At 49.0% G+C, this 26,768-nt stretch carries 24 protein-coding genes and 2 pseudogenes; 10 read left to right on the forward strand and 16 right to left on the reverse strand.

Annotation, left to right across the window (positions count from 1 at the left end; all coding sequences use genetic code 11):
* Nucleotides 1-19 precede the first annotated feature (19 nt).
* Complete coding sequence (gene fusA / locus SPI9445_RS0100685) at nucleotides 20-2,059, forward strand: elongation factor G (protein ID WP_017302785.1); 2,040 nt, start codon at nucleotides 20-22, stop codon at nucleotides 2,057-2,059.
* A 199-nt stretch (nucleotides 2,060-2,258) separates the two neighbouring features.
* Here the strand turns inward: fusA and SPI9445_RS0100690 are convergent, their stop codons facing one another.
* From SPI9445_RS0100690 to SPI9445_RS0100720, 8 genes and pseudogenes are all read right to left on the reverse strand, one after another.
* Complete coding sequence (locus SPI9445_RS0100690; protein WP_017302786.1) at nucleotides 2,259-3,572, reverse strand: ArnT family glycosyltransferase; 1,314 nt, start codon at nucleotides 3,570-3,572, stop codon at nucleotides 2,259-2,261.
* Between the two features lie 344 nt (nucleotides 3,573-3,916).
* Nucleotides 3,917-4,186: a 50S ribosomal protein L27 gene (gene rpmA / locus SPI9445_RS0100695; protein ID WP_017302787.1), complete on the reverse strand. Its 270-nt coding sequence runs from the start codon at nucleotides 4,184-4,186 to the stop codon at nucleotides 3,917-3,919.
* A gap of 31 nt (nucleotides 4,187-4,217) precedes the next feature.
* Nucleotides 4,218-4,595: a 50S ribosomal protein L21 gene (gene rplU / locus SPI9445_RS0100700; protein ID WP_017302788.1), complete on the reverse strand. Its 378-nt coding sequence runs from the start codon at nucleotides 4,593-4,595 to the stop codon at nucleotides 4,218-4,220.
* 112 nt (nucleotides 4,596-4,707) lie between these two features.
* Nucleotides 4,708-5,259, reverse strand: a complete 552-nt coding sequence (locus SPI9445_RS0100705) for a TolB family protein (RefSeq protein ID WP_017302789.1) — start codon at nucleotides 5,257-5,259, stop codon at nucleotides 4,708-4,710.
* Between the two features lie 37 nt (nucleotides 5,260-5,296).
* Complete coding sequence (locus SPI9445_RS0100710; protein WP_017302790.1) at nucleotides 5,297-5,677, reverse strand: hypothetical protein; 381 nt, start codon at nucleotides 5,675-5,677, stop codon at nucleotides 5,297-5,299.
* A 288-nt stretch (nucleotides 5,678-5,965) separates the two neighbouring features.
* Nucleotides 5,966-6,097 (reverse strand): annotated as a pseudogene (locus SPI9445_RS31815) (bile acid:sodium symporter family protein); the annotation flags it as partial.
* Between the two features lie 86 nt (nucleotides 6,098-6,183).
* Complete coding sequence (locus tag SPI9445_RS0100715) at nucleotides 6,184-7,248, reverse strand: ABC transporter permease (protein ID WP_017302791.1); 1,065 nt, start codon at nucleotides 7,246-7,248, stop codon at nucleotides 6,184-6,186.
* A gap of 24 nt (nucleotides 7,249-7,272) precedes the next feature.
* Nucleotides 7,273-7,791 (reverse strand): adenine phosphoribosyltransferase, encoded by a 519-nt coding sequence (locus SPI9445_RS0100720; RefSeq protein WP_017302792.1) that lies wholly within the window; start codon nucleotides 7,789-7,791, stop codon nucleotides 7,273-7,275.
* Nucleotides 7,792-7,997: 206 nt separating this feature from the next.
* Here SPI9445_RS0100720 and SPI9445_RS0100725 point away from each other — a divergent pair, with 206 nt between their 5' ends.
* From SPI9445_RS0100725 to SPI9445_RS0100755, 7 genes and pseudogenes are all read left to right on the forward strand, one after another.
* Nucleotides 7,998-8,624, forward strand: a complete 627-nt coding sequence (locus SPI9445_RS0100725) for a DUF3038 domain-containing protein (RefSeq protein ID WP_017302793.1) — start codon at nucleotides 7,998-8,000, stop codon at nucleotides 8,622-8,624.
* Nucleotides 8,621-9,997, forward strand: coding sequence for a DUF4335 domain-containing protein (locus SPI9445_RS0100730; RefSeq protein WP_017302794.1), 1,377 nt, complete (start codon nucleotides 8,621-8,623; stop codon nucleotides 9,995-9,997). The genes SPI9445_RS0100725 and SPI9445_RS0100730 overlap by 4 nt, the downstream gene beginning before the upstream one ends.
* Nucleotides 9,998-10,105: 108 nt before the next feature.
* Nucleotides 10,106-10,456: a PD-(D/E)XK nuclease family transposase gene (locus SPI9445_RS23765; RefSeq protein WP_272943248.1), complete on the forward strand. Its 351-nt coding sequence runs from the start codon at nucleotides 10,106-10,108 to the stop codon at nucleotides 10,454-10,456.
* Between the two features lie 220 nt (nucleotides 10,457-10,676).
* Nucleotides 10,677-13,799: a DUF4347 domain-containing protein gene (locus SPI9445_RS23770; RefSeq protein ID WP_017302796.1), complete on the forward strand. Its 3,123-nt coding sequence runs from the start codon at nucleotides 10,677-10,679 to the stop codon at nucleotides 13,797-13,799.
* A 966-nt stretch (nucleotides 13,800-14,765) separates the two neighbouring features.
* Nucleotides 14,766-16,529 carry a ShlB/FhaC/HecB family hemolysin secretion/activation protein gene (locus SPI9445_RS0100750; RefSeq protein ID WP_017302798.1) on the forward strand — a complete coding sequence of 588 codons (1,764 nt, stop codon included), beginning with the start codon at nucleotides 14,766-14,768 and terminating at the stop codon, nucleotides 16,527-16,529.
* A gap of 112 nt (nucleotides 16,530-16,641) precedes the next feature.
* Nucleotides 16,642-16,938: pseudogene (locus tag SPI9445_RS31820) on the forward strand (RNA-guided endonuclease TnpB family protein); the annotation flags it as partial.
* 51 nt (nucleotides 16,939-16,989) lie between these two features.
* On the forward strand, nucleotides 16,990-17,883 hold the full coding sequence (locus tag SPI9445_RS0100755) for a macrolide 2'-phosphotransferase (RefSeq protein ID WP_017302799.1): 894 nt from the start codon (nucleotides 16,990-16,992) through the stop codon (nucleotides 17,881-17,883).
* A gap of 263 nt (nucleotides 17,884-18,146) precedes the next feature.
* Here the strand turns inward: SPI9445_RS0100755 and SPI9445_RS0100760 are convergent, their stop codons facing one another.
* The 8 genes from SPI9445_RS0100760 to SPI9445_RS29480 all read right to left on the reverse strand — a co-directional run bounded on the left by SPI9445_RS0100760 (nucleotide 18,147) and on the right by SPI9445_RS29480 (nucleotide 25,609).
* Nucleotides 18,147-18,476, reverse strand: a complete 330-nt coding sequence (locus SPI9445_RS0100760) for a XisI protein (RefSeq protein ID WP_017302800.1) — start codon at nucleotides 18,474-18,476, stop codon at nucleotides 18,147-18,149.
* A 201-nt stretch (nucleotides 18,477-18,677) separates the two neighbouring features.
* Nucleotides 18,678-20,051: a hypothetical protein gene (locus SPI9445_RS0100765; protein WP_017302801.1), complete on the reverse strand. Its 1,374-nt coding sequence runs from the start codon at nucleotides 20,049-20,051 to the stop codon at nucleotides 18,678-18,680.
* Between the two features lie 28 nt (nucleotides 20,052-20,079).
* Nucleotides 20,080-20,532 (reverse strand): hypothetical protein, encoded by a 453-nt coding sequence (locus SPI9445_RS0100770; RefSeq protein WP_017302802.1) that lies wholly within the window; start codon nucleotides 20,530-20,532, stop codon nucleotides 20,080-20,082.
* Between the two features lie 35 nt (nucleotides 20,533-20,567).
* Nucleotides 20,568-20,768 carry a hypothetical protein gene (locus SPI9445_RS30965; RefSeq protein ID WP_202803614.1) on the reverse strand — a complete coding sequence of 67 codons (201 nt, stop codon included), beginning with the start codon at nucleotides 20,766-20,768 and terminating at the stop codon, nucleotides 20,568-20,570.
* Nucleotides 20,769-20,821: 53 nt separating this feature from the next.
* A complete protein-coding gene (locus SPI9445_RS30970; protein ID WP_202803615.1) occupies nucleotides 20,822-20,980 on the reverse strand; it encodes an HNH endonuclease in 159 nt (52 codons plus the stop codon).
* A 3-nt stretch (nucleotides 20,981-20,983) separates the two neighbouring features.
* Nucleotides 20,984-21,355: a hypothetical protein gene (locus SPI9445_RS0100780; protein WP_017302804.1), complete on the reverse strand. Its 372-nt coding sequence runs from the start codon at nucleotides 21,353-21,355 to the stop codon at nucleotides 20,984-20,986.
* Complete coding sequence (locus tag SPI9445_RS29475) at nucleotides 21,352-24,666, reverse strand: tetratricopeptide repeat protein (RefSeq protein WP_071525244.1); 3,315 nt, start codon at nucleotides 24,664-24,666, stop codon at nucleotides 21,352-21,354. Before SPI9445_RS29475 ends, SPI9445_RS0100780 begins: the two co-directional genes overlap by 4 nt.
* Nucleotides 24,635-25,609, reverse strand: a complete 975-nt coding sequence (locus tag SPI9445_RS29480) for a tetratricopeptide repeat protein (protein WP_033373925.1) — start codon at nucleotides 25,607-25,609, stop codon at nucleotides 24,635-24,637. The genes SPI9445_RS29475 and SPI9445_RS29480 overlap by 32 nt, the downstream gene beginning before the upstream one ends.
* A 753-nt stretch (nucleotides 25,610-26,362) precedes the next feature.
* On the opposite strand from SPI9445_RS29480, the gene SPI9445_RS30975 reads away from it, so the two are divergent.
* A complete protein-coding gene (locus SPI9445_RS30975) occupies nucleotides 26,363-26,509 on the forward strand; it encodes a type II toxin-antitoxin system Phd/YefM family antitoxin (RefSeq protein ID WP_017302805.1) in 147 nt (48 codons plus the stop codon).
* 95 nt (nucleotides 26,510-26,604) lie between these two features.
* Complete coding sequence (locus SPI9445_RS31555) at nucleotides 26,605-26,709, forward strand: type II toxin-antitoxin system VapC family toxin (RefSeq protein WP_164674439.1); 105 nt, start codon at nucleotides 26,605-26,607, stop codon at nucleotides 26,707-26,709.
* Nucleotides 26,710-26,768 lie beyond the last annotated feature (59 nt).

Consider the following 26,768-nt stretch of genomic DNA (forward strand, 5'->3'; position numbering starts at 1 on the left):
TTCTGAACTATTACTCATCATGTTTCCTCTGAATAAAATTCGCAATATTGGGATTTCTGCTCATATTGACTCGGGAAAAACAACCATTAGTGAGCGGATTCTCTTCTATACAGGCAAAATCCATAAAATGGGGGAGGTGAAAGGACACGGCGATACGTCGGCCACCATGGACTATATGCCCCTAGAAATTAGTAAGGGAATTACAATTAATTCCGCCGCCACCAGTTGCTTCTGGCAAGACCATCAAATTAATTTAATTGATACTCCCGGTCATGTGGATTTTACCATTGAAGTTGAACGCGCTTTGCGGGTTCTCGATGGGGGGATTATGGTACTTTGTGGGGTGGCTGGGGTGCAGTCCCAATCCATTACAGTGGATCGGCAAATGAAACGCTATAACGTCCCTCGAATTGCTTTTATTAATAAAATGGATCGGGTGGGGTCGAATGTTTTTCGGGTGGTACAAGCCCTGATTGATAAATTACATTTAAATGCTTTTTTATTACAATATCCCATCGGTTCTGAACGGGACTTTCAGGGGGTAATTGATTTAATTGAAATGCAAGCCCATTATTATGGGGGAGAGCATGGGGAGGACTGGCAAAAAGAGCCAATTCCTGAACATTTAAAAGAATTAGCTCAAGAGGCGCGGGATAATTTATTAGATCGTCTTTCGTTTTATTCGGAAACCATGACGGAGTGTTTATTAAATGAACAACCGATTCCTTGTGAGTTAATTTGGGACACTTTACGTCAGGCCACTTTAGGGCAAGAGATTGTTCCGGTTTTGTGTGGATCGGCTTATAAAAATAAGGGGGTGCAGAATTTATTAGAGGCCGTGAATCGTTATCTGCCGTCACCTTGCGATCGCGCCTCCATCACCGCCACCGACGTAGAAACCGAACAAAAGCGGGAGATTCCCCCGGATTCAGATTCCCCCCTCGTCGCCCACGTCTTCAAACTCACCGATGACGAATATGGACAACTCACCTATATCCGTCTTTACTCCGGCACCATCCACAAAGGCAAAGGCTACCTCAACAGTCGCACTCAGCGCCATGTCCGAGTGAGTCGTATTGTGCGCCTCCACGCCGACGAACGCCAAGATATTGAATCAGCCAGCGCGGGGGATATAGTGGCTTTATTGGGCGTAAATTGCGCCTCTGGGGACACTTTATGCGGGGAGGGGATTAATGTATCCCTCGAAGGAATGTATATCCCGGATCCCGTGATTACCCTGGCCATCACCCCCCACTCCCAAGACGATGCAGCGCGCTTAGAAAAAGCCCTCCAGCGCTTTAGTCATGAAGATCCCACCTTTAAAGTCAATCAAGATCCAGAATCGGGCAAAACTTTAATTTCGGGGATGGGAGAACTCCACCTTGACATTTATCTGGAACGGATGGAACAAGAATATAACGCCAAGGTCTATATCGGAAAACCAGCCGTTGCTTACCGAGAAACCATTACCCAAGGGTCTAATTTTGATTACACCCTCAAAAAACAAACCGGGGGATCGGGACAATATGCCCAGGTGATTGGTCGTTTAGAACCTTGTTCAGAAACGTTTTTATTTGAAAATCAGGTGCGGGGCGGAGAAATTCCGAAACCCTTTATCCTGGCCTGTGAAAAAGGGTTTAAAGATGCCATGAGTACGGGATTTATTCAAGGCTATCCTGTGACCGGAGTTAAGGTCATTTTACAGGGCGGATCGATTCATCCGGTAGACTCTAGTGAAAATGCCTTTCGCTTTGCCGCCCGACAGGGATTTGAGGAGGCCTTTCGGGCGGCCCATCCCCAGGTTTTAGAACCGATCATGAGGGTGGAAATTGAAACGCCAAGTCAGTTTTTAGGGCGGATTCAAGGTGACTTAATGGCGCGTCGCGGTGTATTATTAGGATCAGAGGTGATAGAAGACTATACCGTGATCTGGGCGGACGTGCCGTTAGTGGAGATGTTTGGTTACTCTACAGACCTGCGTTCTTTGTCCCAGGGCATGGCAGCGTTTGCAATGGAGCTATCTGGCTATCAACCGATCCCCCCAGTGGTCGGTGTGTAGTGTTTTATTTTTGTGTGAATGAAGCGTGGGGGTACGTCGCAAGACGTACCCTTTTTTTGGGAAACCACAAACTTTGCAGTTTCTCGCTCCCCATCGAAAGCCCTATTAACAGTGCTTAGATGGATATTCAGCAGACCCTAAATAACCGGCTTGAGCAAGTCACCTCAAAGAGCCAAGAGGGTCTTTAGGCTGGGGACTGTCAACAAACAAGATCCCATAACCAATAGGGGGAGGTGAACAGGAGTAATAGGGAAAGATACATTCCCCAGAACAACATAGCGGGGAAAGCGCGATCGCGTCGGGCAATCAAGAGGGTGGTACTCCCCCAAGTAATACCCAAGGATCCCAGAATTAAGATCCCAATGGGGAACATTGGAAACAACACACTCACAGCTAAACTCGCCATCATCGCCAAGAGTCCCAAAGTGGCCAAAATGCCCACCCATAACACAGGATAGGGGCGATAGGTGGGGAAATGGCAGATTTCCGCTAGTGCTAATCCGGCAGCTAACGCCCAAACTGGACACAAGGGGACAATCGACACGGGAACAAAAACCGCTAGCAGAATCAGTCCTAATCCATAGACTCCCGTCCAGACCCAAATTAAGCGACTCCAGCCCCAAGTGAGGTTTTTCCCACAGAGTTGATAGCCATATCCGACCATGAGTAAACCGGGCAGACTCCAAAGTAAGAGTTCTAACAGTAATGTAACCGGAAAACCAAAGCGGGAGGGGGGCAGGGGCGTTAAGAGGGGGGCTAACATTAAACCTGTTAACCAGGGCATCTCATGAACTAAACTTTGTAGAATCGACCAGAGAATCACTGGGGTAATCCCCAACAATAGCCCAAACCAAAGGGGCAAGCGACGCAATAAACGGGGGGTATCCCACTGTAAAAAGATGAACACCACCGCCCCCATTAAAAGCGCGCCCGCCCCTTGTACTAAGGCCAGCAAACCCAATCCTAGACCGATTCCCAGAGTCCATCGCCAATCTCGGCGCGATCGCAACAAACAAAACACAATCAGCAACTCTAGGCACAGTGTCACTCCATCCCCCATAGCCAAACGACTGTAGCGCGCCACGGGAAATAGGGTTAAATAACTAAACGCCGCGAAAATTGCCGCCGTGCGATTGGGCAGAATTTCCCGTCCTACCCCATAGAGTAGAGGAACTGACAAAGCCCCTGCCAGCGCCCCCGGCAAGCGAACCATCCAGATATTCACCCCACCCCACTTATAGGCTAAGGCAATTAGCCCAGCTAACAGGGGAAAATGTTCTACATAAGGACGACCTTCCAAGGTGGGAAAAAACCAATTTCTCCCCATGATCTCCCGGGCAGCTTCCGCCAGCATCGTCTCTTGACCTGCCTGTAGGGGCAATTCCGCCAGATTTACCGTAAACAGCAGCAGCGCGGCCACCAAAAAACCCAACCACCAAAACCGTTCTTGCCACACTTCTGGCTGAGGCAAGCGCTGCCGATAACCTCCCCAGGGAAATGTTTGATATTTCATCCATTCAACGGGGCTAAACCCCTATTTTGCTAGCCTAGGGTTCATTATAATCAGAATCGTTCAGCCTTGAGGGCAGGGATACCCCCCCTAATCTTGACAAGTTAAGACCCACTCATTAGAAGTCAAGAGAACGGGGAACAGGGGGGTCGGGAAAATCCGGTTGTGTCCACAATGGAAGACCCTATAAATAGTCTTGTTCAATTTGTGGAACGCTATATATGGGACTTGACACAACGCATATAAGCCTAACTTGTTAAGGTTGCCCCCCTACAATCCTAACTTGCGCCACAAAAAAGGGGGATTAGATGGCTCTAATTCCCCTCTCCTGTAAGTTTGATCCTAAATTAACTAACCGCTTCTTCTACGGGATAGACACTAATTTTTTTCTTGGACTTGGTTTTATATTCAAACTTCACCACACCATCCACCAAAGCAAACAGGGTGTCATCTCCACCGCGTCCCACATTTTGTCCAGGGTGAAATTTGGTTCCCCGTTGGCGAACGAGAATGTTTCCGGCGCGAACGACTTGGCCACCGTAACGCTTCACACCTAAGCGCTTAGAATTAGAGTCGCGGCCGTTCCTTGTACTTCCTGTTCCTTTCTTATGAGCCATTGTTGTTCCTTCCTGTTTCCTTCAGAGTGGTCTATTCTTCTTCGGTAGTCACTGTTTCAGAGGGGGGGGTATCCGCAACGGCGATCGCAGACCCATTGAGATTAATCGAATTCACCATAAAACGGGTCAATTCTTGGCGGTGTCCGCGTTTTTTGCGGGTTTTCTTCTTCGGTCGCATTTTGTACACAATCACCTTACGACCCCGGAAATTGCGAACTACCGTCCCTTCCACCGTCGCCCCTTCCACAAAAGGCTGACCGATTTGAACCTCCCCGTCATTGTTCACCAACAACACTTTATCTAAAGTGTGGGGACTGTCCCCTTCCACTGGGAGTAATTCAATATCATAAAAGCGACCGGGTTCCATGCGCAATTGCTTGCCACCCGTCTCTACAATCGCATAAGCCATAGTTATTCTTTCCTTTAAACGCCGTACAGGTAGCTAAATCACAGTTTCAGCCTTTGTCTAAACCTGATCCGAGCCAGTTAGACACGCAATCTCTTATTATACAGGTTTGGGGTCAATCTTCGCTAGGGGGAACCGTGGGAATCAAAGCGTCGGGAGTAGAGAGTTCCACCCCCACCCCCCGATCATAAATTTCCACATCCCACTGTCCATTCCGATTCACCTCAAAAGCAATAAAACGCCCATTACCGCTAATCGTAGGATGGCGCACTGTTGCTAATACATGGCGGGTAATAGCTTGGGCTTGAAAGTTTTGGCGGTCGTAAACAAAAATATCGGGTTTGCCCTGTTGTTCTGAGACGTAGACAATATAACGACCATCGGCACTAATATCCGGTTGATCCTGGAGAATGCCCGGTTGATTTAACCCGGGTAAGGGAATGAGTTGACGACGTTGCACATCGTAAAGCAAAATCCGGCGCTGGGCTTCTCGGTCTGAGGCGAAGACGAGATAACGGCCATTATAGGAGAGACGGGGGTGATATTCTGAGCGGTTGCTGTTGAGGGTTGCGCCCAAACCTTGAGGGGGGGGAGCCAGAGAAAGGGGTTGGGGTTGGCAACTACTTAGACCAAGAACCACCGTAAAGACTAAATAGACAACACCCAACCTCCTCACGTTCCTACTCCCCTGATTGCTCCTCGGTTTAAGCCATTTTGTTCACTTGACGAGCCATATCGCGGAAGCCTTTTAAACTGGGGCCGGGGCGACGTTTGGCGCGGGTGGTGGTGTACAGGAGATAGTCGGGGGCAAAAGTACCAGTTGCCGGAGGTTCTGGGGCTTTAGTGGGGGCGGGTTTTTCGGCGGCAACGGGGGCGACCGGGGCTTTAGTGGGGGCGGGTTTTTCGGCGGCAACGGGGGCGACCGGGGCTTTAGCGGGGGCGGGTTTTTCGGCGGCAACGGGGGCGGGAGCGGTGGGTGTTCCTGCGTCGTCGAGTTCTAGGTAGTAGGATTTTTTCTGGCCACCCAAGAGGCCACCGAGAAAGGAAAATAAACCGCCAAACAGTTTTTTAACGAAGTCGAACATAAAGCTGTTACTCCTTGAAAGGTTACTAAGGGGGGATGATGAAAAAAAGGCAAGATTGAGTTGCCGGAACAACTTCTGTTTGTTTCTTGTTATTTATAGGATAGGGGGAAGGGAAAAGTTAAGCAAATCTTTAGCTTCTCTGGGGGAAGTCCGGCGCTCTAAATTTAGGGTTTGCTGAACGTTCTCTCGGACCAGGGGCAATCTTGGCGTTGAGGGATGGGGTGTTAAGTCTGGGGTGGAATCTCGATTCAGGGGGGGGCGATCGCGGAAAGGCAAAAACCCCCCAACTCAAGCCAGACTTGCCCGGGTGTGCCTGCCGTATTGGATGGCCATGAAACCCGTTAGATACATCCACAAACTGTAGACAGCCGCAGGCACGGCCATATCTGGATTGTTCAATAAACCTGCTGTCACCGCGATTTTTCATCTCATCGGTAAAACCGAGAGCCTTTGCTGCGCAACGTTTCACGAACAAGCCGACATTTTAGGTAACGAGAGGTGAAAGTTTACTGTAAATTTTCCAACCGGATGCGTGGGTCAACGGTGCGGAGGAGTAAATCCGCTAATAAATTCCCTAGAATTAACATCGTCGCCCCCATCATTAATCCGCCGACGGCTAAATGGACATCTTGCCCCATGACAGCCTCTAAAATTAATGACCCTAAACCGGGCCAACTAAAGAAGAATTCGGCAATAAAAGAACCACTTAAGAGACTGGCAAATTCAAAGCCTAAAATCGTCACAAGGGGGTTGATGGCATTGCGTAGGGCGTGAACATAAATCACGCGGTTTTCTGGTAAACCTTTAGCCCGTGCGGTTTGAATATATTCTTGACGTAAGACATCTAAAAGAGAACCGCGAGTGAGGCGTTGTAGCCCGGCAAAACTGGTGATACTGAGGGCGATGGTAGGGAGAATCATGTGCCAGCCAATATCAACCAGTTTGCCTAAAGGGGGTAAGTCGGCGTGGTTAATGCTGGTCATGCCTCCGACGGGGAAGAGGGGGGAGGTGATTTGGGCGACAAAGAGTAAAATCAGACAGGTGATGAAACTAGGGAATCCTTGACCTAAATAACTAAGGACTCGTAAAACCCGGTCAGTGAGTTGATTTTGCTGGACTGCGCCGACAATACCTAGGGGAATTGCGATCGCCCAAGTAATAATAATTGAGGGAATAGACAGGAGAAGTGTCGCCGCCATCCGTTGCACAATCAGGTATTGCACCGACACACTATAGACGAAACTATAGCCGAAATTCAACTGACTGAGTACATTCGAGAACCAGCGCCAGTGCTGAATAAACCAAGGCTGATCTAGGGCAAACTGGTCAATATACTGCCGGATGACATCCTCCGAGACATTGGGATTTTCATACAGCAGTCGGTCGGCCGGATTACCGGGGTTAAACTGCATGACGAAAAAGATCATCACCGAGGCCAGAAATAGGGTCAGCATCCCTTGTAACAGTCGCTTGAGGATATAGAGAACCGTTTCATGGGTCACGATAGCCTTGAGGTAGAAGAAAGTATCCTTGAGGCGATCGCGCCATGTAAAATCCTGGGTAACAGTCATTGAGGTATGTTTGCTGGTTTATTGCTAATAACGAATCAAGGAAATAATCGGCACATCAGGCAAACAATCCCGCCCCTTGAGTGCCACCAACTCAATCACAAACGCAAAGCCAATTAACTCCGCCTTGCAAAAACCGACTAATTCGGCCGCCGCTTTAGCCGTTCCCCCTGTGGCCATTAAATCATCAACAATTAAGACCGTTTTCCCCGCTTCGATGGCATCTTGATGAATTTCGAGGCGGTCTGTGCCATATTCTAAATCGTATTCCACCGAATGGATCTCTCCTGGCAGTTTACCCGGTTTACGCACGGGGATAAATCCTGCCCCCAGTTGATAGGCGAGTAAGGGCGCAAACATAAATCCCCGCGACTCCATGCCAATAATATAATCTGGCGCGAAACCCGCCCCTTGGCACTGTTCCCGCAATAAGTCCGCCGTGGCGCGCAATCCCTCCGGTTGTCTTAACAGGGTGGTAATATCACGGAAAACAATGCCGGGTTTCGGAAAATCGGGAATATCCCGGATAAGTGTTTTAAGATCCATAAAAACATTTAGAGGATGTTGTCCCTAGGTACTAATAACATAGAAAATAGTACACTAGAAACCTGATGATGTTGGAATTCAGGTAAATTCCTGAATCCATCCGACAGCAGAGAACAAAACACAAGAGGTCACAGTCTGATCTGATGGTTTTACGCCATGGTGTTTAACCTCCCGTCCTTCTTCAGCCACCGCCTATTCCTAACCTCATGAGTCAATCTGTGAACATCCAGTCGGATTATAGCCCTCCTGCCCGTCCAACGCCTTTGATTTTGGACTCGCTGCCCAATCCTGCTCATATAGAAGGGTGTTCCCTTCGCGTTCAACAGAACCTCGATCTGATTCTGCTCGCCTTGGAAGCGTTGGAATTGGGCGGTTCGGAATATATGTTAGCCACCGCAGCCGAGTTAGAATTACAGGGTATTATTGAAAATCGTGTGGTGTTGTGGCGGTTACGTTGTACTAATCCTTGGCGTAAATCCTACACCCGGGAAAGTCTGACCTTAACTCAGGCTAAGGCTTTATCGGTCATTGCCAGTTATCGAGCGCGTCAACTAACGGTTTTGATTCGCCAGTTACTATTAGCCCAGCAACAAATTGCGGAGAAGGGCTTACCCTTAGAACAGCATTTTCGTTTGTCTGAATATTTGGAGCGGTTTCGGGCGCACTTTCGCAGTCGGATGAATCCAAAGCGGGCAAAGGTGGCCTTTTATTTAGACCATGAAGAGGAGTTAAATGAGTTAGCGTTATCTCTTTTGAGTAAGCTGCTCTTTTGTACGGGAACGGCGGGTACGCCCAGATTGTGGATGAGTCTATTTGACGGAGAGGTACGATGACCATTAAGCGACAGTATAGCCTGCCCAATTGCCGCCTCGTGTTGGAAGGCTTGAGTGATGAAGTGGATTTGACGGGGGAAAATGCCCGACCTCGGATGTCGATTTTAGTTAATGCAGAATGTCATTTTGCGGGGACAGAACAACAATTGACGGGGGGCCGAGATTTTTTAGAGGGTTTGATTAAAGGGGTGAGTGCCTATGCTCAGGAGTTTCTCAGTGGGATTGCTCACCCGGTTGACCCCAATAGTGCGCCGGAAATGGTGACGGTGACACGAGCGCATGATCCCAATTTGCACTATTTACGCTATCATCAGGTCTCGGCCGGGGAAGAAACCCAAACCTTGGAGTTGTCTTTAAATACGGTACAGTTGTTTGATTTGGTGGAGGCGATTGATCAGTTTTTGCTGGATAATCGCACGTTGCCGGATTTGGAGTTAAGTTTGCAACCTGTGAGTCGTCGTTATCGGAAGGCAGATGTTCCGGTGACGGAACGGGCGAAACCGATGGCGGTAGGTTTGGGGAGTTTGGCGATCGCAGCAGCCCTGTTTTTTGCCCTGCCGATTCCCGAGGTGGAGCGGCCAGAATCCCGTCAGGCTGGGGAAAATCAGGAACAAAGGTCGGAGACGGATCCCCGGGCGAATCTCCGACCTGTGGCCGAGATGGAGGTGGAGGAGGTGGTCGCGTTTTTAGCCCAAGCCCCGCTGCTGGAAGATCCTACGGAAATCCGCTATTTACAACGCCATCTTTTCCGGGAGTTAAATCGGGCTTGGCAGGAACGGGGGGGATTGACCCAAACCTTAACCTATCGGGTTTCTCTCACGCGGGATGGTTCCATTGTGGGGTATCAGGGCATCCAAGGCACGCCTCAAGAAGCCGCCCAACAAACCCCTCTAGCAGATTTGGCCTTTATTCCCATTGGTCGGGAAGGCCTAGAGGAAGGATTAGAGGAGGCGATCACACCGTTCCGAGTCGTGTTTACCAATCGTTCCATTTTGCAAGTCACCCCCTGGGAGGGGGAAGTGAGAAACGCCACCTTTGGCCCAGAAATTGAAGATCGTGCCATCCTGCGCCGTTTACAGGGTGATCTGCGTGAAACCTTGCGTCAGGCCTGGACGGAGGGGGACACCGAAGGGCGTTCCTTAATCTTCCGGGTAGCTGTGACAGAGGAGGGTGCGATCGCCGATTACGAAGCCCAAAATCAAGCCGCCTTCGACCTCGAACAAATCACCCCCCTCCCAGAATTAGTCAACCCAGCGGCCGCCGGAATGGGTAAAGAACAAGGAACTTGGGTTCCTCAAGAACCCCTCGGACAGTTCCGCGTGGTCTTCCGGGATCGAGATGTGTTAGAAGTGAGCGCCTTACGGGGTTTGTAGGGTAGGGGAAGTCATACCAATTTAATTGGAGTGGTATGCAGAAGGGAAATTTTCGGGAGTCCCGACTCCCGACTCCCAACCTTAACAAGTTAAGCTTAACTCGAAGAAATACCCGCCCCCCTGCAAGAACAGGTCTTTGAACAACTATTTGAGACGGCAGAAATAGCCCGATTGAGTCGAGAACAAATGCGCTCTTATGAGGATAGTTTGAAATACTACCGAGATTTAAAAAACTCGATGGATACCGCACGGGATGAAGGCAAAGAAGAAGGCATTGAGATTGGCATTGAGATTGGTCGGGAGGAGGGCATTGAGATTGGCATTGAGATGGCGGTAAAAACTGTTGCCCTTGCTCTTCTGCAAGAAGGGATTAGTGAAGAGATGATCTTAAAAACCACTGGCTTAACAGCAGACCAATTAGACCAACTGCGGCGGGAAGGCACCAGTGAGCTTGGATGAGTCTTGTTTACCCTTCTTATATATAGCGGGTCTATCTGGGTTGTGAATCTCTTTTGGAGGAAGAATGCAGGAGTTCAGAAATTCAGAAGTCAGTAGGGGACGAGCTTTGAGCCTCTAATTCAAAAATTCAGGGTTATGTAATCGCATTTCATAGTTAATGTTAATTGAGGCTTGCGATATGATTAATAGATAATCCGAAACTAATTCTTGATCCACACTTATGCACGGCTCTAAACACATTATCCCCCTAGCCCTCAGCCTCCTGCCCTGGGCTTACAGCACCCCCCTGCAAGCCCAAAGCATCACCCCCGCCCCCGATGGCGTTGGTACCCTCATCCACCACAACGGCAACACCTACCACATCCAAGGCGGCACCCAGGCCGGGGCTAACCTCTTTCACTCCTTCCAAGAATTCGGCTTAAGCCCCAACGAAATCGCCCAGTTCCTCAGTCAGCCCGACATCCAAAACGTGGTCGGGCGTGTTGTTGGTGGCAATCCCAGCCTGATTCAAGGCTTAATTCAACTCACAGGGGGCAACAGTAACCTCTACCTAATGAACCCCGCCGGATGGGTCTTTACCCAAGGCGCTAGTTTAGATGTCCCCGGTAGTTTTGGCGTAACTACTGCCAACCGCATCGGCTTTCATGACAGCTACTTCAACAGCCTAGGAAACAACGACTTCACCACCCTAACCGGAAACCCCAGCCAGTTAATTTTCGATAGTAGCCAACCCGGAACAATCCTCAACGCCGCCAATTTAAGCGTAGAAAAGGGCAGTTTATGGATGGTTGGGGGGTCAGTCATCAACACCGGAACCCTTGAAACCCCCAACGGCACCCTCACCCTAGCCGCCATCCCCGGACAAAGCCAAGTGAAACTAACCCACGACGGGATGAAACTGGGATTAATCCTAGAAGCGCTACCCAGTGATAGTATTAACCCCAATGCTCCCCTAGGATTACGACCCGAAGACCTACCCCGTTATCTAACCGGAGGGAGTGACATCGGCAGCGCCACAGGAGTAGAACTCGGAGATGATGGGCAACTGTGGTTAGTGGGTTCTCCCCTGCGCATCGAACAAGGAGAAGTGGTGATAGCTGGGAGAGTGCAAGCCCCAGACGTGCAGTTAATGGCCAGTGGGCGAGTAACCCCCCTAGACCCCCAATTAGTGCAAGGAGACAGCACAATCGTCGTCCGGTTTCCCCAAGCAGAGGGGACAAATATCCTCAACATTATAGATAGTCGGGCAGACCAGCCAGAAACCCTACTTTATGGGGGGGCAGAAGGAACGATTTCCCGTATTGTGTCACGACAGGAAGAAGGGATTCCTACTGTAACCACCTTATTAGAGCGCGTGAGAACAGAAGGGGGAAAACTGGATGGAGTCGCCATCACAGCCGAAGGACATGAGGGGAACTTCTGGTTAGGGAAGAATTGGCTAAATAGCGAAACCGTAGAACAGTATGGAGAGCAATTAGGGCAGTGGTCGAAGAGTTTAAAAGCCGGAGCGGATTTACTGATTTATAGTTGTTTCACAGCCTTGGGAGAACTGGGTCAGGGGTTTGTCCAGCGTTTAGGGGCATTGACGGGGCTGGATGTGGCGGCTTCGACCAATGCGACGGGGAGTGCGAAGTATGGGGGAGATTGGGAGTTAGAGTACAGGACAGGGGAGATAGAAGTGGGGACTCCCTTTAGGGCTGAAACCCTATTCAATTGGGAGGGTCGGTTAGCCACGTTTACGGTGGGGGATGTGGCAACTCCTACTCTAGAAGCTGCCATTACGGCGGCGAATGCTGATGCGAATGCTGATGCAGCGAATCCCCATACGATTCGATTTGCCCCCGGTATGACGGAGATTGTCCTAACGACTGCCTTAACGCCGATTATACGGGCTATGAGGATTACGGGGGACGGGACAAATGTCACGATTCGGCGGGATTCAACCGCCCCACAATTCCGTATTTTCTTAGTTAACGCATTTGCACCAACCACCTTTGAATATTTGACCATCCGAGGGGGTGCTGGGGAGAATTTTGGGACGGGAATTAACAGTTTTGGACAAGTGACCCTGAACTATTCCACCGTGACTGATAATCAAGCTAACCGGGGAGGAGGCGGGATTAACGGTGACGGCGGGGTAATCCTCAATCACTCCACAGTTTCGGGGAATTTTGCCAATGAAGACGGTGGCGGGATTCGGAGTCTGGCAGGAGTGACGCTGATTAATTCCACGGTTTCCGGCAATTCGGCGGGAACCAATGGCGGCGGGATTCGGAGCGGTGGGGTGACGCTGACCAACTCTACCATTGCCTTTAACACAGCTACTAATACTGGGGGGGGGTTAGCAGTTTTCAACAATAACACCCACACTTTCAACAACAGCATCATCGCCAACAACACCGCCCCCACCGCCCCTGATGTCGGAATTACCTCTGGCAATCATACCTTCACTATCAACCATAGTCTCATTCTCAGCACGGCTGACATGACTGGCACAGGAGTTCCTACCAACGGCGTGAACGGCAACATCGTTGGTGTTGACCCCAAACTCCTTCCCCTTGCCAACTACGGCAGCCCCACTCAGACTCATGCCCTTGCCCTAGATAGTCCTGCCCTCAATGCAGGGGATAATGACCTAGCCACAGGCTTAACCACTGACCAACGGGGCGCACCGGGGGCGCGTATTGTAGGAGGCACAGTGGATATGGGGGCTTTTGAGTGGCAGGGGTCTGTGATTACCCCAGTGGCCCCAGTTAACCAAACGGTGGGCAGTCTTCCTGTGAATTTGGATGTGAGTGTGAAGGTAACTGAGGCCGTTTTTGGTATTGCTCCGGGTGTGGGAGCCAGTGTGAATTTTACGGCTAATGGGGCAACGGGAACGTTTAGTAATGGGACGACGGTGCTAACCAATGGGGAAGGGATTGCGACTAATTTTTTGAATGGGACAGAGGCCTTGGGCAATTTCTCGGTGTTAGCTGCCGGAGCAGGTTCAACCCCTGTGACGTTTGATTTTGCTTATGCTCCTCCGGTAGTTAATCCTCCGGTAGCTCCTCCTCCGGTAGTCACTCCTCCGGTAGTTAATCCTCCGGTAGTCACTCCTCCGGTAGTCACTCCTCCTCCGGTAGCTCCTCCTCCCATTCCCCTCGATTTTGCTCGGTTGCGAGGCATTTGGTTAAACCCCGTAGAAGATAAGACTCCCTTTGAACTGAAGCAGGTTTTGCAGTCGGCCTGTGCCACGATTCCTCGGCTAGATGTTAGGGCTTCTGAGGAGTCTGTTTCGGATGGGGAGGAGTTAAGTTCAGTGAGGTTGGATGAGTCTTGTTTACGGTTCCAAGGGGATTAAGAGATTGACTGCTCAGTTAACAGTGAACAGTGATTAATGCTTCTGGATTATCCCCCCTAGCCCCCCTTTGGAAGGGGGGAATAATATGGGGAAAATCTGGAAGTCCCCCTTTAGAAGGGGGATTTAGGGGGATTCTGGGGAAAAACTAGCCGATTCTCTCTGAGTTAAGGTATCCCCCCTAGCCCCCCTTTGGAAGGGGGGAATAATATGGGGAAAATCCGGTAGTCCCCCTTTAGAAGGGGGATTTAGGGGGATTCTGGGTAAAAATTTGCCCTTTCCCTCTGAGTAAAGGTATCCCCCCTAGGCTCCCTTTGGAAGGGGGGAATAATATGGGGAAAATCTGGAAGTCCCCCTTTAGAAGGGGGATTTAGGGGGATTCTGGGGAAAAATTAGCCGATTCTCTCTGAGTTAAGGTATCCCCCCTAGGCTCCCTTTGGAAGGGGGGAATAATATGGGGAAAATCTGGAAGTCCCCCTTTAGAAGGGGGATTTAGGGGGATTCTGGGGAAAAATTAGCCGATTCTCTCTGAGTTAAGGTATCCCCCCTAGCCCCCCTTTGGAAGGGGGGAATAATACGGGGAAAATCCGGCAGTCCCCCTTTAGAAGGGGGATTTAGGGGGATTCTGGGGAAAAGCTAGCCGATTCTCTCTGAGTTAAGGTATCCCCCCTAGGCTCCCTTTGGAAGGGGGGAATAATATGGGGAAAATCTGGAAGTCCCCCTTTAGAAGGGGGATTTAGGGGGATTCTGGGGAAAAATTAGCCGATTCTCTCTGAGTTAAGGTATCCCCCCTAGGCTCCCTTTGGAAGGGGGGAATAATATGGGGAAAATCTGGAAGTCCCCCTTTAGAAGGGGGATTTAGGGGGATTCTGGGGAAAAACTAGCCGATTCTCACTGCGTTAAGGTATCCCCCCTAGACTCCCTTTCAAGGGATTGCGCAAATTTCTGAAGTGTGACGAGTGAAATAAAATGAATAAATCTACTCTAACGTTGCTTACGGGTTTAAGTATTTGGGTTGGACTGGCTTCGGAAGTCCTAGCTCAAGCCTCGACTGAGATTGAGCCTGTTTTAAGGGAAACCAGCTATTTGACTCAACCCCCATCAAATTCCCCTCGTCGAGGGGTTTGGGTTGCTGACCAACCGGGCTTAGAACGGGATGAGGATTTACCGCAACTGCTGGAGGAGGGGGAGATTTTCACCGCTCCCGAGGGTCTGGATACGACGGATTTGGATGACCCGACACCGCTCAGAATTGAACGGATTCGGGTGGAAGGAAGTACGGTCTTCACGGAGGCTGATTTTGCACCTATTCTGGAGGGGTTAACCGGGGAAACGACTTTGGGGCAACTGAATCAAGCGGTGAGGGCGATTACCCAACTCTATCTTAATCGGGGCTATATTACCTCCCGCGCTGTTCTGCCGACTCAACCTTTAGATGGGGGTGAAATCCAGATTCTGGCAGTTGAGGGGACTTTGGATGAGGTGGAAATCCGGGGGTTACAACGGATGAATCCTCATTATGTGCGTAGTCGGGTCAATTTGGGGATTCGGACTCCGTTTAATGCCAATGCTTTGGAAGATCAACTGCGTCTGTTAACCCTTGACCCCAATTTTAAATCAATTGATGTGAATTTAGAAGGTGGTGACGAGTTGGGGATGAGTCGCCTGTTGCTGGATATACAGGAGGTGAAGCCTTTCTCAGGATTGGTGTTTACGGATAACTATTCGGCGGAGTCGGTGGGGTCTGAACGGATGGGGCTAAGTCTGGGCTATCGTAATTTAACCGGGCTGGGGGATCTGCTGCGTTTGGGCTATACTCGCACCTTTACGGGGGGCTACCACGGGGGGGATTTTAGCTATAGTCTTCCGGTTAATCCGATGAATGGAACGGTCGATCTGCGGGTGGTGTTGGATCAGAATCGCATTACAACTGGGGCTTTTCGGACGTTGGGGATTCGTGGGAATTCCCAGTTGTATGATCTCAGTTTCCGTCAGCCTTTGGTGCGGTCTGCGCGGGAGGAGTTCGCGCTGTCTTTAGGGTTTCGTCGCAAAACGGGACAAACGTTCTTGTTTGATAATGTGGGAACGCCGTTTGGGGTGGGGGCTGAAGCGGATGGTCGAACTCGTACCTCGGTGATTTATTTCGCTCAGGATTACACGAAACGGGATGCTAAGGGGGCGTGGAGTTTGCGTTCTCAGTTTAATCTGGGGACGGGGTTGTTTGGCACGACGCGCAATAGTTCGCCGACACCGGATGCTCGCTTTTTGAGTTGGTTGGGTCAAGGGGCGCGGGTGCAACAGTTCGGTCGGGATCATCTCTTGATTGTGCAGGGGGATGTTCAACTGAGTCCGAATAATTTGTTGGCTTCGGAGTTGTTCAGTATGGGGGGCGGTCAAACGCTGCGGGGCTACCGTCAAGGGGCAAGGTCAGGGGATAATGGCTGGCGCTTGTCGGTGGAAAATCGGTTTACGTTATGGCGAGATGAGGAGGAGGAGAGTCTTTTGCAGTTTGCGCCTTTTGTGGATGGGGGGATGGTCTGGAATAATCCCAGTAATCCGAGTCAGATTCAGTCTAATGCGTTTTTGGCGGGGCTGGGGGCTGGCTTGATTTGGATTCCGGTTCAGAATTTGACGATTCGACTGGATGCGACGTTGCCGTTGATTAATATTCGCGATCGCCAAACCAACGCCCAAGATGATGGGTTGTATTTTGGTGTGAACTATCGTTTTTAACGAATCTGTGCCAGTTGCCCCGCGCTCTCCCTATAGGGGAGTGTCAAAGGACTAGCTTTTTTGGCGGGAACCCCCACGGCTGGAGAGTTGGCGGAACTGACCGGGCTAACCACTTGCTCGTTTCTATGACAATTGTAAGAAAAAGGTTAAAGGGAAAAAAGGTTATCCTAAATTCCAAAAGAATAACCGTTCTGTAGAATATAAACACTCTGGTTGGAAGCTATCGGAGGACCGGAAAAAGATAACTTTCACAGACAAGAAAAACATCGGGACGGTTAAACTGAAAGGAACTAGAGACCTAAACTTTTATCCTTTAGACCAAATTAAACGAGTTAGGATTATTAAACGAGCGGATGGTTACTATGTCCAATTCTGTCTAAATGTTGATATTCGGGAATACGCTAAACCGCACTGAGAGTCAACCCCTCGTCAACCGAAACCCGCTAAAACGATTTTGACTATGACTCTATCCCCTGATGCGATCGCCACCCTAGCCGGTCGTCATGGTTTAGCCCTAGACCCTGCCTTGTTACAAACCAATGAGTCAGGGCTAGATTTTCAGGTTGCGATCGCCCAAACCCCAGACAAAGCCTCCTGGCTGCTGAGAATTCCCCGGCGGCCGGATGTGCTGCCCTCGGCTCAACGGGAGTACAGCATTCTCACCTTGGTACAGCGTCACCTGCGGGTGCAAGTACCCGACTGGCAGATTCACACCGATGAGCTAATTGCTTATCCCCTACTCCTCGGCAAACCGGCTGGCACCATTGACCCCGAAATTCAGAACTACCACTGGGAAATTGACGCTCAAAATCTGCCAGAAGTTTACTTGCAATCCCTCGCAGATGCCCTAGTCGCTCTCCACAGCATAGGACATCAGGCGGTGGCTAAGGCGGGACTGGAGACTCCCTCCATTGCAGAGATTAGAACCGCTTGGTCAGATCGAATGGCGCGGGTCAAGGCGGTTTACCCAGTGAATCCCCACCTCTGGGATCGCTGGCAGCGCTGGCTAGACCGGGATATTCTCTGGCCTGCACAGACAAGCCTAATTCATGGCGACCTGCATCCGGGTCATATTTTAGTTGACCCTCAGGGGCAGGTCACGGGGCTGATTGACTGGACTGAGGCGCGGGTGGATGACCGGGCTTTAGATTTTGCCGCTCATTACCAGGTCTTTGGCCGAGTCTCGCTAGATGCCTTGATTGAGCAGTATGAGCGGCGGGGTGGCACGATTTGGGCTACTTTGGGGGATCAGGTTGTGGAGTACCACAGCGCGTTTGGCGTGCAAGTCGTTGAGTTTGCCGAGCGATCTGGCCTCGACGAGTACAAAGCGATGGCGAGGCAAATGCTCAGTTAAGCCGCGCAATACCCGTGTCAGAGGTCAATTATTCCTCAGACAAACAATCTAGTTCGGCTTTTATTAGTTCTTTAATGTTCATTATTTCTTCTATACGATTAAGATAGTCCGTCAAAAAACTATTTTTTATGAACTTATTTAATTAAGCGAATAAAACCCGCTTTTCTTTTCGGTGTTCCGTGAATGTAGGGTGAGCTATGCCCACCCTAATAACCCAATAGAACTGTAACCGGAATTGGGTAGACAATACCCAGCCAATAAGCTCAACTCACAGCAAAGTCAGTAAACTTTCGTTTGTATGGGGCTTTAAAAGCCAAAACGATATCCTGTTTAGAAACACCAGCTTCGACTAATTCATTGGCCACTCCGATTTCCGTACCATCCCGTTCGATCCAAATTTTACCCCCTTTAATTTCCACATAAATAAGACAACCAAATACTCGCGTTAACTCTTGCCAACCCATATTCATGACCTGATAGCGATCGCGCTCCTTATCAAATAACACTTTAACTTCAGTCTGGCTATTAGAACTATTCTTGGCATGACGTTCTAGAATATTTTGGACAATTTCAGGATAATTCAGTCTATCCATGTAACAACCTCCTCTTGTTCTGGATTAAAAATCAATAACTTGAGTTGATATTCGCTGATAATTCTCTTAATTCTTCAGCCTTTTCTTAGTTTCAATTTAGTTGCTCGATAAATAACTCATTTTCTCAGAAACCGGGTTTTTGGCAAGATGGAGGGGGACACAGACAGGATGAAATCAACCCGGTTTCTTATTTCACTGATGTTAGCGCCGTTTCCCTAGCCAAAACAGGAACCCCATTAAACCACTACACCCTAACCCAAGGATTAAACTCAAGACAAAGGCAAAACTATAAATCCCCCATAAATACCCCGGTGGCAGGGGTTGACCTTCTGGACGCTCTAGGGGAAAGCGCTGTACAATCAGATCCTCTGCAACATTGGCAATGGAGGACGCAGACGCAGAAGCTGCACCGATTCCGGTACTCACTATAAAGATGGTTTGGTTGAGGGTGCGATCGCGCTTCGCCTGTTCGAGTTGTATAATTCCTTCTAGCGTCTTGGTCATATTCTCCAAGAGCTTTAGACTCGCACTAGCACTATTGTAGTCCGTGGTCAGTTGGGGTAAATACTTTTCCTGTGCATAATTGAGGAACGGTTCAAAAAGGCTTAAATTGCTACTTTTATCCCTCTCCTTTAAAGTCTTGAGACGTTTTTGGTAATTTTCAATATTCACATTCAGCGCGTGTTTATACTCTTCTAAGGTACTTAAAGCAGACGCATAAACTGAGAAAATTGTCAAGGTTTCTGTTAACTGTTTTTGCAGAATTTCGAGGTTCAAATGGGTTTGTAAGACTTGCTTAGGCAGACTATTCACCTTCCCTTGAATATCACGCGCTGCTCGGTTTAAATCCTGTTTTGTTCCACGACTTTGGGTGTAAATCCAGTGGATTTTGTGGCGATAGGAAAAAAGATAAAGGAACTGTTGATAAAAACTATTGATTTTGTCAGAGGTAATGGTTGCTTGGGGTGGAAATAGAGCAATAATCAGATGAGCATAATCGGGACTGTCTAACTCAGTTGAAGGTTGCCAAATTTCCCATAAATCTGCTCCTAGAAACTGACCTTGATAGGTTTGACTCCCTTGTTTCCTTTCATCGGACAGAAAAACCTGATAACATTCTTTAAAAGTGGCTTCTTTGTCTTGCTCCTCATGGGGTAACTGTCCCCAAATCAGCCAAGTTTCCCCAATGTTTCCCTTTCTGGGGGTTCGCTTTTCCAGAATAATATCTCTCGTCTCTTTGAGGTCAACAATCGGATAAGCTTGTTTTGAACCTTGGGGATTGCCAGAAACATCCACCAGCAAAGCAAAAGTATCATTTAATTGCACCGGATAAAAATAGCCATTTACCTCCTGAAAAGGTTGATATTTACTCGGCAATAATTCAGAGAAAGATGACCCAATCGGGTCTAATTTTTGATAAGGTTCTAGACCATCTTCGGTTAACTGTGGATTCAGACGTTGCCAAAACTTTAAACGCTTTTGATTAATGTCTTCAGCAGAATCTCCTAATCCTTCACGCAAATCATAAAGAAAGAGGTCAATAGTGGGGTAAATCAGCTTGAGATTAGAAGTCATCCGTTTAGGCTCTCTGATTATTCATTCCTTAACTCATCATGCCAAATTGTTGATAAAATTCAGCCAGAGGATTTTCTGCTTGAAAAATGACCTCTGATTTTTGGATTAACTCAGGATGGGTGAGGGAGTCAATTGTGTTGAGAACTTGCTTAATCGTGGGACGTTGACGACTATCAGGGACAGTATTATCAACTTCTGTATTGGGGGCAGTCTCACCGGAAAAATTCGGGACAAAATCCAGACCGACTCCTCGTTCTGCTGCCTTTTGGTCTAAGATAGAATAGGCTTGCTTATAATAGCTTTGTAGTTCGCTATTTTGTTGGGCTACCCCATCGAGTCGCTCAATATTTAGAACTAAATTTTGGGCAATTTCCCGAAGTTGACGGGCTAAGTCGAGTGAACATTCTTTTTGTTGACTTAGGGCGACTAAAAAAGATTTTAGTAGATCAACTTGATTATCTGAAAGTGAAAAATTAGTCATGATTTTTCAGATTGTATCTAGCGGTGAATGATAGGTTATTTAGGAGGATGCCAACCTGCACTGACCCATTGTTTCCTGACTGTAACAGCAATTGGATTATTCAGATTTAAGGCTAAAACCGTTGCTCGACCGCAGGGAGTTAAACCGATAATTTCTGTGCCGTTTTTGCTCCAAGTGAAATGTTCAGACCATTGATTCTGACGAGGATTAAACAAAGGAACAGAGGCCTTGCTCACAGGATCAATCTCAGAAATTTTTACCCCCTTATAATTATTGCACAAGCTACACGCTAACCAGAGATTTTCTTCTTCATTTCTCCCAATGCTTTGGGAATAATATGCTCAATTTGCAAAATTCCTAGAACATAGTTCTGGGAACTCAGACAATACCCGCATCGGTTGCCTGTTTGTTGGCGCAATTTAGCTCGGACGGATTCAGAAATAGTCACAGTTTAGGCTTCTAATGGTGCAATTAAACCCCGTTTCACCGATTCATTGAGGGCTTGAGCTTGTTGTAATAAGCGCGTTTCATAAACCGTCATTAAGGCGTTTAATTCCTCCTGTTCTGTGGTCGAAATTGTGCCAGATTGTTGGGCATCTAACAACTGACTCAAACGCTTTTCTTGGGTGGGAGACAATCGCAATTGAGCGAGGGCATAAACTTCCCTGTCCGAAAGTGTAGAAATCGGTTGAGTTGTTGGAGTTAACAACAACGCCAGAGTTTCCAGCAAAATATCTGAAACCTCTCGTTGATGTTCTGCGGCTAAACGGGCAGCCTGTTGATACAAATTATCGGGGAGATTGAGCGTGATTGGGGTAGTCATAACCAGCCAAAATAAAGGCAGACCAGTAATAGGGATGAGAATAGGGAGGAGTGGTTGTTTCTACTGTAGCAAGTTCCGTTCGTCTGGTGTTCAAACGTCTGAGGAGAGAGGGTAGAGTGAGTTGGTGTTCGTGAGTTTCTAACCAAGTACAGAGTTCTGGAGGAGTGGCGGTTTTTAGCCAGTTTTGAGTGAGTTGGAGGGCTAAATGGGGGGGGATTATCCTGTAAGAAATGGTAAAACTGGACAATAAATAAACTGGTAGGAAATGAGTCCACAGACCAGAGGGTACTTAACACAAATGTTGCGCCAACTTGTAAAAACGCGCTGACCAGGCCGACATATTCCTCTGTCATGGCCTCATTGCCTGTAATCGCGGTTTCGCAGGCCGCTAAACTGACTAAATCGTAAGGAGTTAAATCCTGCCGCAAAATGTCTTCAATGGTGAAACAATCCTCGTCTTTCAGGAACAGACAAGACTGTTTAGGCTGTTGGGAATTGTAAGCCCCATGACCGCAGAAGTGGAGAATTTGGGCGGGTTGGGTGAGGAGTTGGTTCACTTGTTCTTGGGTGGTTGCGTTGTTGGCGAGGGTGCGTCCTTGGGGGAATTGTTGCCGCAGGAGGGCGGCCTCGATTTCCGCGTAGGGGAGGTCAAGGAGGGCTTTTTTCTGGTGATTGACGGTGGGGGTACTTTTGGGGTTTTCAATCAGGTTAAGGGAGGTGAGAGGGGCTGTATAGCGGGTTTCTCGCAGGCCGAGGGCGGCACTGGGCAGGTAAAAGGAGGGGAGGGGAAAGAAAGTGGAGAGGGGGAAGCGGTGGAGGTCACGGTGAGGGATGAGGATGAGGGTTTGGATGTCATGGTTTCTGAGGTTTTGGCTGAGGGTGGGAATCTGTAGGAGGGTTTGCAGTTGGTCCAGTTGTTGGGGTAATTCCCGTCGCCAAGGGGCGTTTTGCCGTTCCTTTGGTGGTTGTGTGTGATAGGTGGTGTAGTTGTTGTTCCACTCTTTAATCCAGTGGGTGAGGGTGTTGTAGTCTGTATCGGTGAGGTGGGAAATGAGTTGGGGGGTTCCTTGGGGCAGGATGAGGAAGGTGGCGAGGGAGACGGGGCTAAGGTGCCAGTAAATAATGGCGGTGTGGGGGGTGCAGAGGTGTTGTTGCAGGTGGGCAAAGGGGAGGGGAGTGGGGGGGGTTTGAAACCATTGGAGGCAGAAGTTTTTCCGTTTTTCGGCAATTTCGAGGGCTTCGGTGTAGTTTTGGGCGCGAATTTGTTCCTCGACTTCTAATTGAAAGAAGGGGGAGAATTCACGGGTGAGGCGTTCTTTTTCCGAGGGGGTTTTGTTTTCTAGGAGACGTTCAAGGCCGATAATACCCGTTCTTAGGTGGTTGGTGGCGGTGTCGTCTTGGCGGAGGCGAAAACAGACTGTGATGAGGTCTGAGAGGACTTTAAGGCGCTGTTCAGGGAAGGTGGCAAAGGTGAGGGTTTGGAGGGCGGTTTCATAGTGGGTTTTGGCTTGGTCGAAGTAGGGGAATCTTTGATTGTGGGCAGCAGGAGTTAAACCCTGTTTATAGTGGGCTTTGCCGAGTTGGTGGTGGAGGATGCCGAACCCTTCGGGGTGGGTGTCGGGGCGGATGAGGCCTTGTTTGAGGGGGAATTCCAGGCTGTTGATTTTGCCTGGGTAGCCTCTTTCGTTGAGTTCGGGGTGGGTGAGAGAGTAGTGTTTTTGGGCGGTGGCTTGGATTTGTTGGATAACTTCGACAGAGGGGAGACGGCGGATAAATGCTTTGAGATTGTCCAGTTGTTCAGGGGTGGGGGTGTTGAGGGTGGGGGTACTGTTGAGGAAGGCTTGGAGTTGAGGAGAAGGGGGTTGATTGAGTCGTTCGAGGATGGAGGGGGAATCCGCAAAGGTGGAACGGAGTTGTTGTTGACTGGTAGCCAGAGATTGGGGGAAATGGTCACGGAGCAAGGTTTTGCTTTGGGTGAGGGAGGTTGGGAATTGCTGGTATAGTTTTTCGGGGTGAGTTGGGTCGAGGAGGGCGGTTAAGTGTTGGGGGGATTGTTCTAGGCTGCGTTGGAAAAAAGCTGAAAAGGTTTGTTGAGGGATGGGGGTATGGCGTGAGGATTTTAATGCAGCATTCCCTCGGTTGTTCCATGCCACAGATTCATCCGGTTTAATTTGCAAAGCTTGGTCAAAGAAGGCGATCGCTTCTTCATTCCTGCCTAAGTTACCTAGCGCAACCCCTCGGTTGACCCATACCTCATAGGAATCCGGTTTAATTTGCAAAGCTTGGTCATAGGAGGCGATCGCTTCTTCATACCTGCCTAAGTTACATAGCGCAACCCCTCGGTTGTACCATGCCACAGAGTAATCCGGTTTAATTTGCAAAGCTTGGTCATAGGAAGCGATCGCTTCTTCATACCTGCCTAAGTTACATAGCGCAACCCCTCGGTTGCCCCATGCCTCAGAGTAATCCGGTTTAATTTGCAAAGCTTGGTCACAGGAGGCGATCGCTTCTTCATACCTGCCTAATCCCAATAGCGCAACCCCTCGGTTGTTCCATGCCTCAAAGTCATCCGGTTTGATTTGCACAGCCTGGTCATAGGAGGCGATCGCTTCTTCATACCTGCTTAAGTTCAATAGCGCAAGCCCTCGGTTGCTCCATGCCTCAAAGTAATCCGGTTTGATTTGCAAAGCTTGGTCATAGGAGGCGATCTCTTCTTCATACCTGCCCAAATTCCGTAGCGCAACCCCTCGGTTGTACCATGCCATATAGTCATCCGGTTTGATTTGCACAGCCTGGTCATAGGAGGCGATCGCTTCTTCATTCCTGCCTAAGTTACATAGCGCATTCCCTCGGTTGCCCCATGCCATATAGTCATCCGGTTTAATTTGCAAAGCTTGGTCATAGGAGGCGATCGCTTCTTCATACCTGCCTAAGTTACCTAGCGCAACCCCTCGGTTGACCCATACCTCATAGGAATCCGGTTTGATTTGCAAAGCTTGGTCATAGGAGGCTATCTCTTCTTCATACCTGCCTAAGTTACCTAGCGCAACCCCTCGGTTGTACCATGCCCCAGAGTCATCCGGTTTAATTTGCAAAGCTTGGTCATAGGAGGCGATCTCTTCTTCATACCTGCCTAAGTTACCTAGCGCAACCCCTCGGTTGTACCATGCCCCAGAGTCATCCGGTTTAATTTGCAAAGCTTGGTCATAGGAGGCGATCGCTTGTTCATACCTGCCCAAATTCCGTAGCGCAACCCCTCGGTTGTACCATGCCATATAGTCATCCGGTTTTGATTTGCACAGCCTGGTCATAGGAGGCGATCGCTTCTTCATTCCTGCCTAAGTTACATAGCGCAACCCCTCGGTTGCACCATGCCTCAAAGTCATCCGGTTTGATTTGCACAGCCTGGTCATAGGAGGCGATCGCTTCTTCATTCCTGCCTAAGTTAAATAGCGCATTCCCTCGGTTGCCCCATGCCTTATAGAAATCCGGTTTAATTTGCAAAGCTTGGTCATAGGAGGCGATCGCTTGTTCATACCTGCCCAAATTCCGTAGCGCAACCCCTCGGTTGCACCATGCCTCAAAGTCATCCGGTTTGATTTGCACAGCCTGGTCATAGGAGGCGATCGCTTCTTCATTCCTGCCTAAGTTAAATAGCGCATTCCCTCGGTTGCCCCATGCCTTATAGAAATCCGGTTTAATTTGCAAAGCTTGGTCATAGGAGGCGATCGCTTCTTCATTCCTGCCTAATCCCAATAGCGCAACCCCTCGACCGTTCCATGCTTTATAGAAATCCCTTTGAATCTCCAAAGCTTGGTCAAAAGATACCAATAGACCCACAAAATCCCCTGCGTCCAACTGCTCAATCCCTCGCTGAACCCAACCCTCAGCCTCACCCTCACAGGGAGAACCTTCCTCTAACCCACCTTCTTCCTCCTCACCCTTTCCCTCCTCATCCCCTCCCTCATAGGGAGAACCTTCCCGCAACAACTCCCGCACCACTTCCCCTAACTCTCCCTCAGCCTCCTGTGCCAAGCGCCGTAACCCTTCCCGCCAATCCGGTTTCACCCTCTCCTGTTGCCGCAACCAGGCCGCTAAATCCCCTTCGGTTATCTGACGAGAAAGCAACGCTGTTCTGATTTGCTGCCAGTTGGTCACTCCCTTAGCCAATAAATTCAAGGCTTGATCAAATTCAATTTCTACAGATTGAGAGGTTTGGGGTTGGCGACGACGACCGAAATTAAACCATTTCATGGGGCAATTCTGAAGTTGTTGGGCTTTATCCCTTAATTTAGCGCGCTGAAGCGCAACAACGAACGAATAGAAACCCCTTAGCTCGTTGTTGGGCTTTAGCCCCTGATTTAGCGCGCTGAAGCGCAACAACGAACGAATAGAAACCCCTTGGCTCGTTGTTGGGCTTTAGCCCCTGATTTAGCGCGCTGAAGCGCAACAACGAACAAATAGAAACCCCTTGGCTCGTTGTTGGGCTTTAGCCCCTGATTTAGCGCGCTGAAGCGCAACAACGAACAAATAGAAACCCCTTGGCTCGTTGTTGGGCTTTAGCCCCTGATTTAGCGCGCTGAAGCGCAACAACGAACAAATAGAAACCCCTTGGCTCGTTGTTGGGCTTTAGCCCCTGATTTAGCGCGCTGAAGCGCAACAACGAACGAATAGAAAACCCTTGGCTCGTTGTTGGGCTTTAGCCCCTGATTTAGCGCGCTGAAGCGCAACAACGAACGAATAGAAAACCCTTAGTCCGTTGTTGGGCTTTAGCCCCTGATTTAGCGCGCTGAAGCGCAACAACGAACGAATAGAAAACCCTTAGTCCGTTGTTGGGCTTTAGCCCCTGATTTAGCGCGCTGAAGCGCAACAACGAACGAATAACCCTCTTCTGTCACTCTAGAAGAGTTTAACGAATCTTCGCCATCACAGCCAACGAGAAAATCAGGGTTTGAACCTGATCTGACAGAAGAGGGATAATTACATTACATTAACCGGAAACTAGCCATGATTAACCTAAACATAGATGACATTGAACAAGATTTATCAGGATTTATCAAATTGATTCAAGAAGGCAATCGCTTAATCATTACTCAAGCCAATCGCCCGATTGCTGAAATTAACCCAATCTCAACAAACCTACCTCAAAAATAACCTCGTCCGATTGGTTTATGTGAGGGTGAATTTGTTGTCCCTGATGATTTTAACGATCCTCTTCCTGAAGACATTATTAACTTGTTTGAAAATCCATGAAAATCCTCTTAGATACTCATATCTTTCTCTGGTTTATTACAAATAATCGCCGACTCGATGAAAGATTTAGAATCGGTGCGTTACGGCGCTCATCCAATTGATTGGATTTCATTCAACCCTTACACCAGCGCCTAACACACCCTACGAAAACTGAATACCA

This window comes from Spirulina subsalsa PCC 9445, assembly GCF_000314005.1.
In the GTDB taxonomy this organism is placed as follows: domain Bacteria; phylum Cyanobacteriota; class Cyanobacteriia; order Cyanobacteriales; family Spirulinaceae; genus Spirulina_A; species Spirulina_A subsalsa.